Below are 9,049 nucleotides of genomic sequence, written 5' to 3'. Positions count from 1 at the left end.
ACGGGTTGTGGCCCACTGGAAGAGACCCCGGCTTCACCGACAAAGCTCGACCCGAATGAGGAGAGGTAACCGATGGTCACCGGCTACGCAATCGAAGCACGGGGGCTGCGCAAGTCCTATGGCGACGTGGACGTCCTGGAAGGCGTCGACCTGAGCGTTCAGCGCGGCACGATGTTCGCGCTGCTGGGCCCGAACGGCGCCGGGAAGACCACGACCGTGCGGATCCTCAGCACCCTGCTGGACGCCGACGGCGGCACCGTGACCATCAACGGCCACGATCTCGGCGGCCCCAAGCGGAAGGTGCGCGAGCAGATCGGCCTCACCGGCCAGGACACCGCGGTCGACGAGCTGCTCACCGGCCGCGAAAACCTGCGGATGATGGCCCGCCTGTTCCACCTGGGCGCGGCCGAGGCGAAGACCCGCGCCACCGAGCTGCTCACGCAGTTCGACCTGACCGAAGCCGCCGACCGCCAGGTCAAGACCTACTCCGGCGGCATGCGCCGCCGGCTCGACCTGGCGATCAGCCTGATCACCTCGCCGCCGGTGCTGTTCCTCGACGAGCCCACCACCGGCCTCGACCCGCGCAGCCGCTCGGCGATGTGGGACGCGATCCGCGAGCTGCTCGACGGCGGCACCACGATCCTGCTCACCACGCAGTACCTCGAGGAGGCCGACCAGCTGGCCGACCGGATCGCGGTGATCGACCAGGGCCGCGTCGTCGCCGAGGGCACCGCGGCCGAGCTGAAGCGCAAGGTCGGCACCGAGCGCCTCAAGCTCACCTTCGCCACCGCCGCCGAGGCGGAGCGCGCGTACGGCGTCGCCGGCGGCGTGCTGATCGACGACACGGTCAGCGTCGCCATCGACCAGCCCGGCCAGGTCCGGCGGGTGCTCAACCAGATCGCCGACGCGGGCCTCGAGACCACTGGCCTCGAGCTGTCCGAGCCGACCCTGGACGACGTTTTCCACACCCTTACCGGAACCGCGGGAGAGAAGCGATGACCCAGACCCTGTCCAGGGAGGTCGAGGGAACGCAGCTCCCCGACACCCCGAGCCGTTCGTCGTTCGCGCTGGCGTTGTCCGACTGCCGGGTGCTGATCGGGCGCAACGTCAAGCACATCGCGCGCAACGCGGAGATGCTGATCCAGGCGGTCTCGCTGCCGATCGTGCTCCTGCTGCTGTTCCGCTTCATGTTCGGCGGCGCGATCACCGTGCCCGGCATGGCCTACGTCGACTACCTGCTGCCCGGCCTGCTGGCCATCAGCATCGCCTTCAACTCGACGTCCACGGTGGTCGGCGTGGCCGCGGACCTCACGCAGGGCCTGGTCGAGCGGTTCCGGTCGATGCCCATGGCGGGCCCGGCCGTGCTCGTCGGCCACGTCGTCTCCGGCGTGCTGCGCAGTCTGCTTTCGTTCGTCGTGATGGTCGCGGTCGGCCTGGCCGTCGGGTTCCGCCCCGCGGCCGGCGTGCTCGGCTGGCTCGGCGCGATCGGCCTGCTGACGTTGTTCGCGACCGGCGTGTTCTGGCTGGCGACACTGCTGGGCTCGATCGCCAAGACCGTCGAAGGCGCGGGCGGCCTCGGCATGATCCTCGTCTTCGTCCCCTACGCCACCAGTGCGTTGGTGCCCACGGCGTCGATGCCCTCGGTGCTGCGGGTGGTCGTCGACAACCAGCCGGTGACCGTGCTCATCGACGCCGTCCGCGGGCTGGTGAACGGCACGGACCTGGGCTCGACCGGCTGGCTGGCGCTGGCCTGGTGGACCGTCATCACCGTCGGGGCCGCGTATCTCGCGATCCGGAAGTTCCACCAGCGCTCCCGCGGCTGAGCACCTCCCGGCAGAAGGCGGCCCGTGCTCCGGCACGGGCCGCCTTTCGCGTGCGCAAGGTCGACTTTAGGTCGGTCCGGCACTCTGCGTAGAGAGCATCCGACCAGTCCGTGAGAGGTGGCCCCGATGCCGACCCGCATCGCCGAAAAGCCGGCCGTGACCCTGGACGCCTGGTTCGCCCCGCTGGCCGCCGATCCGGCCGGCGCGGCGGCGTTCCTCGCCGAGGTCGCCGACCGCGTCGCCCGCCGTCCTCGCGTGCTCGTCCCGGGCGGTGGCCCGGTGGCGGACGCGCTCGCGGCCGACGGGTACGCCGTCACCGACGCGGGCTTCGACAGCCTGCCTGCCCAGCGCTTCGACGTCGTCTACGCCGGTTCGGACGTCCTCTCGCGGCTGCTCGTGCAGCGTGAGCAGGTGCGCACGGTCCGCAGGCTTGCGGCGCTGCTGCGGCCCGGCGGTGGCCTGGTCGTCCACGGCTTCCACCCCGACCCGGCCCGCTGGGCGGCGCACCCGCTCGTCACCGGGCACGACTGCGCCCGCCAGACGCTGTTCCTGGCCGACGGCGTCCCGCTGCGCTACGTGTGGCCCGCGGAGCTGGACCTGATGGCCGAGCTGGCCGACCTCGCGCTCGACAGTCGCTGGGGCGGTTGGTACGGCGAGCCCGCCGCGTGCGGTGCGCAGGTCGTTTCCCTCTACCGAAGCTGAAAGGCCCGGTCCCCGCCGGTGGCGGTGGACCGGGCCCTGGGCCGGACGTGGTTCAGACCGCGTCCGACAGCTCGCCGACGAGGATGCTGTGGTGCAGCTTCCGCAGGGAGCTGCCGGGCTCGATGCCCAGCTGCTGGACGAGGTGGTTGCGGGCGGAGGCGAACGTCTCCAGCGCCTCGGCCCGCCGGTTCGACCGCAGCAGGGCCGTCATCAGGTACTCGTAGAACGTCTCGCGCAGCGTGTGTTCCTTCGCCAGCGCGGAAAGCTGCCCGACGACCTCGCGGTGCCGTCCGATCAGCAGCTCGGTCTCCATCAGCAGTTCCAGGCACTCCAGCCGGGTCTCCTCCAGCAGAGCGGCGTAGGCCTGGACGTCGGGGGAGTCGGTGAAGCCGCCGAACGCTTCGCCGCGCCATAGATTCGCGGCCTCGCGCAGGACGGCCGCGGCCTCCTTGTAGTTGCGGTCCCAGTACAGGGCCCGGCCCCGCTCGTAGTGGCGCGTGAAGCGGTCGGCGTCGAGCTCGCCGTCGGTGACGTGCAGTGAATAGCCGCGCGGGCTCGTCACGACGGGGCTGTCGTCCGCGTCGTCTCCCGTGCCGCGCAACAGCTTCCGCAGCTGAGAGACGTAGACGTACAGGGCGGCGCTCGCCCGGGCCGGCGGGTGCTCTCCCCAGAGCTCGCCGATCAGGTGCTCGGTCGTCGCCACCTGGTTGCGTTTGACCAGCAGCACGGCGAGCAACGTCTCGATCTTGCGTGCCCGCGGGGCGCTGACCCCGGGCCGCCCGCCGACTTTCAGCTGCCCCAGTATCTCGTAGTCCATGTCCAGTGCCCTCCGGTGTCCGCGTCGATCGGATCTGCCCGGCCCGGCGCCCCCAGTGTGTCCTCCAGCGCCCATCTGCCCGGTCCCACTCCGGCAGCGTACTAAACCGACCACCCGGTTTTCAAGACAAAACCGGGAGGTCGGTCGGTTTGTTTGCCGGTGGGGCGGCGACTTCGTTGCTACACGCGGGTTCTAGGGGTTTCGCTCGTTGTAAACCGGGCGGTTGGTATGTAAACTGACGGCAAGGCGCCGGGCTCCCGCGTGCCGGACGGCACGACCAGGGGGACCGACGGGTGACCAAGCAGGCACGCTCGGAACAGACGCGGCGCCTGTTGCTGGAGGCCGCGGCCGAGCTGCTGCACCGGGACGGCTACGCGGCCACCAGCATGGTCGGCATCGCGCAGGCGGCGGGGGTCACCAAGGGCGGCCTGTACTTCCACTTCTCCTCCAAGGACGAGATCTGCGACGAAGTGCAGGTCGCCGCGACCGGCGTGCTGCGCGCGCACGTGGGCAGGCAGCTCGCCGCGTCGCGCCCGGCCCTGCGGCGCCTCGCCGAGCTCAGCCGCGCGCTGATGCACTGGCTCGACACCGACCCGAAGGTCGGCGCGAGCTTCCGCATGGCGCGCGAGATGGGGTCCGTGGACGAGCGGTTCGTCGTGTTCTCCCGATCCTGGCTGGCCCAGGTCCACGAGTACGTGGCCGAGGCGATCGACGGCGGCGAGCTCGGCGCCGACGTCCCGCTCGACACCGCGGAGCTGCTGGTGGTGGTCACCTGCGTCGGCCTCGAATCCGTGGTGTCCAGCCGGATCGTCGTGCCGGACAGCGACCTCGCGGCGACGCTGGGCAAGCTGTGGCGGCTCATCGAGCCGGCGGAGCGCTCCCCGCGGCCGACGGCGGGTGCCGGAGCGTGACGGAACGGTGAAAGAGGGCGGTCCGGCGTGGTGCCCGGCCGCCCGTCGCCGTGGTGCTCAGACCGGAGCCGGCTCGTGGAGCGAACCCTGCGGCAGGAACCGGTGCAGCCGCCGCGGCGGGACCACCGCGGCCAGGATCATGTTCCACATGAACGTGATCCGCTCCAGCAGGTCCGCCCGCCCGGTGAGCACCTGCGAGCTCAGCTGGATCCCGGTGAACGACGCCTGCACGAACTGCGCGAGGTCGTGCGCGTTGATCTCCTTGCGCAGGTCACCCGCCGCCTTCGCGGCGAGCAGGCAGCCGTGGATCGTGTCGACCCAGCGCTTGTAGGCGTTGTTCGCGGGCGTGATGAACGAGCCCTGCTCGATGACGAGCCGGATGCTGGCGCGCACCCGGACGTCGGACTGCAGGCTGGCCGCCATGCCCTGGGTGAGGTCGATGACCGTCTGCAGCCCGGGGTCTTCGATCTCCGCGAGCGGGTCCGAGACCGTGAACTGCTCGTCGATCAGCGCGTCGGCCAGGTCTTCTTTCGACTTGAAGTGGAAGTACAGCGCACCCTTCGTGACACCCGCTTCGGTCAGGATGTCCGACAGGCTCGCGCCGAGGAAGCCGACCGCGTCGAACCGGGAGGCCGCCGCCTCGAGGATCGCGTTCCGCGTCTGCTCCGCACGCTCTTGGCGAGCCACACCCAGCCCCTCTCGCTCGTGGCCGGCCGGTCCACAGTAGACCATTCGGCGGTACCTCATGCGTCAGCGGCCAGTCTACGTCCCGGCACGAGGGAAAGCCACTAAAAAAAACCGCTCGGTTGGTATGGTTTTAGGTGTCCGATTCCGCTACAACTGGTGCGGGGGAGTACTGGGGTACTGGGGTAGTTCATTCTAGGAGGACCGTCATGGTCGGCACCATCCTTCAGGAATCTGCGCGCGAAACACCGGAAACCAAGATCATCGGCACGCCCGCGGCGCGAGCCGTCGACTTCCAGCAGACGATCCCGCGGAGCCTCGTGCACCGCGCGGCGGTCTCGGAGGTCTTCGTCACCGACCTGAACATCCTCGGCGAAGGCCGGTTCGAGGTGGGTGCGCAGTGGCCGCGCCGGCACAGCTTCTTCGGGCCGCGGACGCCGGTGTTCCACGACCCGATGCTGTACGCGGAGACGATCCGCCAGGCGGCGCTGCTGATCGCGCACCGGGCGTACGGCGTGCCGCTCAGCCACAGCTTCCTTTCCGACCGCAAGGACTATTCGGTCGTCGAGACCGGCCTGGCCACCCTGGGCCGTCCCGTCGACGTCGTCCTGCGGGCCGGCGCGCACGACGTCGAGTACCGCGGCAAGAACGTCGGCGGCATGCGCCTGGACTTCGACTGCTTCCGCGACGGCCAGCGGATCGGCACCGCGTCGGAGCGCTGGCGCTGCGTGTCCTCGGCGGTCTACCGCCGCGTGCGGGGCGACCACTTCGCGGCGACGCCGTTCCAGGCCGCGGTCCTGCCCGCGGTCGCCCCGGCCTCGGTCGGCCGCGACCGCGCCGAGGACGTCCTGGTGGCGGCGACGCCGAGGGACGGCACCTGGGCACTGCGGTTCGACCCGGACCACGCGGTGCTCTTCGACCACCCGGCCGACCACGTGCCGGGCATGGTGCTGGCCGAAGGCGCGCGGCAGGCGGCCCTGCTGGCGCTCGGCGACCCGTACGCCCTGCCGGCGAGCGCGGAGTTCCGGTTCGACACGTACGTGGAGTTCGACTCGGAGTGCCTGCTGGTGGTCGACGTCGACCCGGTGGGACCGGACCCCACCCGGACGGTCCGGGTCGAGGTCCGCCAGAAGGGCGCGACGGCGGCGCGCGCCACGCTGGGAATGCGCTTGTCGTGACGGCCGTCGGGCCGGACATCCTGGTCACCGGCGCAACCGGCTTCATCGGCACGGCAGTGCTGCGGGAGCTGGCCGGGCGAGGAATGGGCCCCCGGGTCCGCGTCCTCGCCCGGAGACCGGTGCCGGGCTGGATGACGCAAGCGGGCGTGACGACGTGGCCCGGCGACCTCACCGACGCGGCGAGCCTGGCGGGGCTGTGCACGGGCATCACCACGCTGCTGCACCTGGCATCCCAGGTCGGCGGCGACCCCGCCCGGTGCCGGGCGGTCAACGAAGGGGGAACGGCAAAGCTCCTGGCGGAGGCCCGAAGGGCGGGCACGGAGAAGGTCCTGTACCTGAGCACGTGCGCGGTCTACCGCGACGGCGTGCACCGGGGAGCGGCGGTGCCGGGGACGGGGCCGGCGGGGGATCGCGGGTCCCGGATTCGCGGGAGCGGGCCGGTGGGCATGCGGCAGGGAAGCGGGTCCGGGCTGGTGGTGGATCTGGGGCCGTCGGCCGGCCGGAGCGGGTCGGTGGTCGTGCGCCAGAGGTGCGGGGCGGCTGCGGATCTGGGGCCGTCCACCAGCCGGAACCGGTCGCCGGATGAGCGTCTGCCGAATGGGCCGGAGCCGTCGACCGGCCGCAACCTGGCGGGCGAACACAGGCACGTCAAGCCGGGGGTGGCCGTCGCCCCGGGGGGATCGACCGGCCGGAGCGGGTCGGCGGGCGATACATCGACCCGCCGGAACGAGCCGTCCGGCGAGCGCCCGCGGGATCCCGCGACCACGGGCGCCGAGCTGGTCACGGACCCGGCGTCGCCCACCAGCCGGAGCCGGCTGGCCGGGGAGCGGCTGGTGCTGGCCGCCGGGGGCACCGTCCTGCGGCCTCATCTGGTGCACGGTCCCGGTGACCGGCACGTGGTGCCGGCGCTGGTCCGCTGGGTGCGGGCGGTTCCGGCGTGGGCGGCGGGCGGCGTGGCGCGCACGTCGCTCGTGGCCGTGGCCGATCTCGCGGCGGCGATCGCCGTGCTGGCGCTGAGTCCGCGGCTCAGCCGGGCTGGTGAGGTCCTCCACGTGGCCGATCCCCGCCCGGTGCGGATGCGCCGGCTGGTCACGGCGGTGTGCGAGCTGCTCGACCTCCCGGTCCCGCTGGCGGACCTGCCGCTCGCCGAGCACCACGCCCGCACGCGCGCGGCGCTCCCGTCGCTGACCGACCACCAGTATTCCCTGCTCACGCGGGATCACTGGTACGACAGCGACCGCATCTGGCACCTCACCGGCGTCTCGCCGGGCCCGGGCTTCGGCCCGCGCCTGACCGAGGCGGCGGACTGGTACCGCGAGTCACTGGCCTGACGGCCGGGGTCTGCGGCCCGACCGGCCGCAGACCCCGCGCCGCGAACAACTCCAGCGACACCAGCGCGGCCAGCCCGGCACCGGCGGTGTTGAGCAGCACATCGTCCACAGAGGACACCCGATCCAGCCGCAGGACGTACTGCGCGGTCTCCACCAGTACCGAACAGCTCGCCGCGAGCACCAGGACCCGCGGGACCGACGCCGCGAACCGCAGCGGGACGAAGAACCCCAGCGCCGCGAACACCAGCAGGTTGCCGACGATCTGGCTCACCGGCATCGTGGCCAGGTCCCGCAGCGGCACCAGGCTCACCCGCCCGGTGACCTGACCCGCCCGGCTGCCCGGCAGCAGCGTCAGCCACACCCACGGCACGGTCCCGTACACGATGCCGACGTCGGCCAGCGACGTGCGCCACGGCGCGAAGCTCCGGCGGCGCGCCAGAAACCACACCGTCAGCGCGGCCAACGGCAGTGCGCACACCGAGAGCACCGCGACGCCGGTGAACGTGCCGAACCAGCCGTGCCGCATCCCGCCATCCCAGCCGCACGACGGTTGCGGCGGCGTATCCGGTTTTCGATACGCCCGCGATACCCGCCGAGCCGGCGTCTGGTCACCGGCCCCGAAAAGTGGTACGTCACTCGCGAACCGATCCGAGAACGCGAAGGACAGGGCAGAACATGACTTCCACCAGGCGCGACGGGGACACCTGGGACCTCGCCTCCAGCGTCGGCGCGACCGCGACCATGGCCGCGGCGGCCCGGGCGATGGCGACCCGCGCGGACCGTCCGCTCATCGACGACCCGTTCGCCGAACCGCTCGTCCGGGCGGTCGGCGTCGACTTCCTCATCCGGCTGGCGACCGGCGAAGCGGTCCCGGACGACCTGGTCGGCGACGTGTGGATCGACATGGCGCAAATCCGGGGCCGCTTCTACGACGATTTCTTCCTCGACGCGGCGAGCGCGGGCATCACGCAGGCCGTGATCCTGGCTTCGGGACTGGATTCCCGCGCCTACCGGCTGCCCTGGCCGGCCGGGACCGTGGTGTACGAGGTCGACCAGCCGCCGGTCCTGGAGTTCAAGACCCGCACGCTGGCCGAGCTGGGTGCCGCGCCCACCGCCGAGCGGCGAGTGGCCGCGGCCGACCTGCGCGACGACTGGCCGGCCGCGCTGCGCACCGCCGGGTTCGACCCGGCCCGGCCGGCCGCGTGGAGCGCCGAAGGCCTGCTGAGCTACCTGCCACCCGAGGCCCAGGACAGCCTGCTGGACACGATCACCGAGCTCAGCGCGCCGGGAAGCCGGGTGGCCACCGAAAACCGGCCCAACCCGCGACCGGGCGACGACGACCGGACGAAGGACAGCCTGAACCGCCTCTCCGAACGCTGGCGTGACCGGAACTTCGACACGGACATGGCCAAGCTGCGCTACTTCGGCGAGCGCAACGAAGCGGCGCCCTACCTGGCGGACCGCGGCTGGACGATGAGCGGGACCACCGTCCGTGACCTGCTCGCCGCGAACGCCCTCCCACCCCTCGTGGACGACGACCTGCGCATGGGCGACGTGCGCTACGTCAGCGGTGTCCTCGAGGCGAAGCCACGGTGATCGGGAC

At 71.9% G+C, this 9,049-nt stretch carries 10 protein-coding genes; 7 read left to right on the top strand and 3 right to left on the bottom strand.

The features are described from left to right. Nucleotides 1–72 precede the first annotated feature (72 nt). From OG738_RS03985 to OG738_RS03975, 3 genes are all read left to right on the top strand, one after another. The gene (locus OG738_RS03985; protein ID WP_329051302.1) at nt 73–999 is read left to right on the top strand and encodes an ATP-binding cassette domain-containing protein; all 927 of its coding nucleotides are present in this window, start codon (nt 73–75) and stop codon (nt 997–999) included. After that, on the top strand, nt 996–1,823 hold the full coding sequence (locus OG738_RS03980; RefSeq protein WP_329051300.1) for an ABC transporter permease: 828 nt from the start codon (nt 996–998) through the stop codon (nt 1,821–1,823). The genes OG738_RS03985 and OG738_RS03980 overlap by 4 nt, the downstream gene beginning before the upstream one ends. Nucleotides 1,824–1,949: 126 nt before the next feature. After that, nucleotides 1,950–2,525, top strand: coding sequence for a hypothetical protein (locus OG738_RS03975; protein ID WP_329051299.1), 576 nt, complete (start codon nt 1,950–1,952; stop codon nt 2,523–2,525). Between the two features lie 52 nt (nt 2,526–2,577). Here OG738_RS03975 and OG738_RS03970 read toward each other — a convergent pair whose 3' ends face one another. Then, nucleotides 2,578–3,342, bottom strand: a complete 765-nt coding sequence (locus OG738_RS03970) for an AfsR/SARP family transcriptional regulator (RefSeq protein WP_329051297.1) — start codon at nt 3,340–3,342, stop codon at nt 2,578–2,580. Between the two features lie 293 nt (nt 3,343–3,635). Between OG738_RS03970 and OG738_RS03965 the strand changes: the two genes are divergently transcribed. Beyond that, nucleotides 3,636–4,253, top strand: coding sequence for a ScbR family autoregulator-binding transcription factor (locus OG738_RS03965; protein ID WP_329051295.1), 618 nt, complete (start codon nt 3,636–3,638; stop codon nt 4,251–4,253). 57 nt (nt 4,254–4,310) lie between these two features. Here OG738_RS03965 and OG738_RS03960 read toward each other — a convergent pair whose 3' ends face one another. Then, entirely contained in the window at nt 4,311–4,940 is a 630-nt protein-coding gene (locus OG738_RS03960) for a ScbR family autoregulator-binding transcription factor (RefSeq protein WP_329051293.1), read from the bottom strand. 206 nt (nt 4,941–5,146) lie between these two features. On the opposite strand from OG738_RS03960, the gene OG738_RS03955 reads away from it, so the two are divergent. Both OG738_RS03955 and OG738_RS03950 read left to right on the top strand, forming a co-directional pair. Continuing rightward, a complete protein-coding gene (locus OG738_RS03955) occupies nt 5,147–6,115 on the top strand; it encodes a ScbA/BarX family gamma-butyrolactone biosynthesis protein (RefSeq protein WP_329051292.1) in 969 nt (322 codons plus the stop codon). After that, nucleotides 6,112–7,446, top strand: a complete 1,335-nt coding sequence (locus tag OG738_RS03950) for an NAD-dependent epimerase/dehydratase family protein (protein ID WP_329051290.1) — start codon at nt 6,112–6,114, stop codon at nt 7,444–7,446. The genes OG738_RS03955 and OG738_RS03950 overlap by 4 nt, the downstream gene beginning before the upstream one ends. Here the strand turns inward: OG738_RS03950 and OG738_RS03945 are convergent. Continuing rightward, nucleotides 7,367–7,972, bottom strand: a complete 606-nt coding sequence (locus tag OG738_RS03945; RefSeq protein WP_329051288.1) for a VanZ family protein — start codon at nt 7,970–7,972, stop codon at nt 7,367–7,369. The genes OG738_RS03950 and OG738_RS03945 overlap by 80 nt on opposite strands. A gap of 149 nt (nt 7,973–8,121) precedes the next feature. Between OG738_RS03945 and OG738_RS03940 the strand changes: the two genes are divergently transcribed. After that, complete coding sequence (locus OG738_RS03940) at nt 8,122–9,042, top strand: class I SAM-dependent methyltransferase (protein WP_329051287.1); 921 nt, start codon at nt 8,122–8,124, stop codon at nt 9,040–9,042. Nucleotides 9,043–9,049: the final 7 nt, after the last annotated feature.

This window comes from Amycolatopsis sp. NBC_01488, assembly GCF_036227105.1.
GTDB lineage: Bacteria > Actinomycetota > Actinomycetes > Mycobacteriales > Pseudonocardiaceae > Amycolatopsis.
This window is presented reverse-complemented; position numbering and strand designations above follow the sequence as displayed.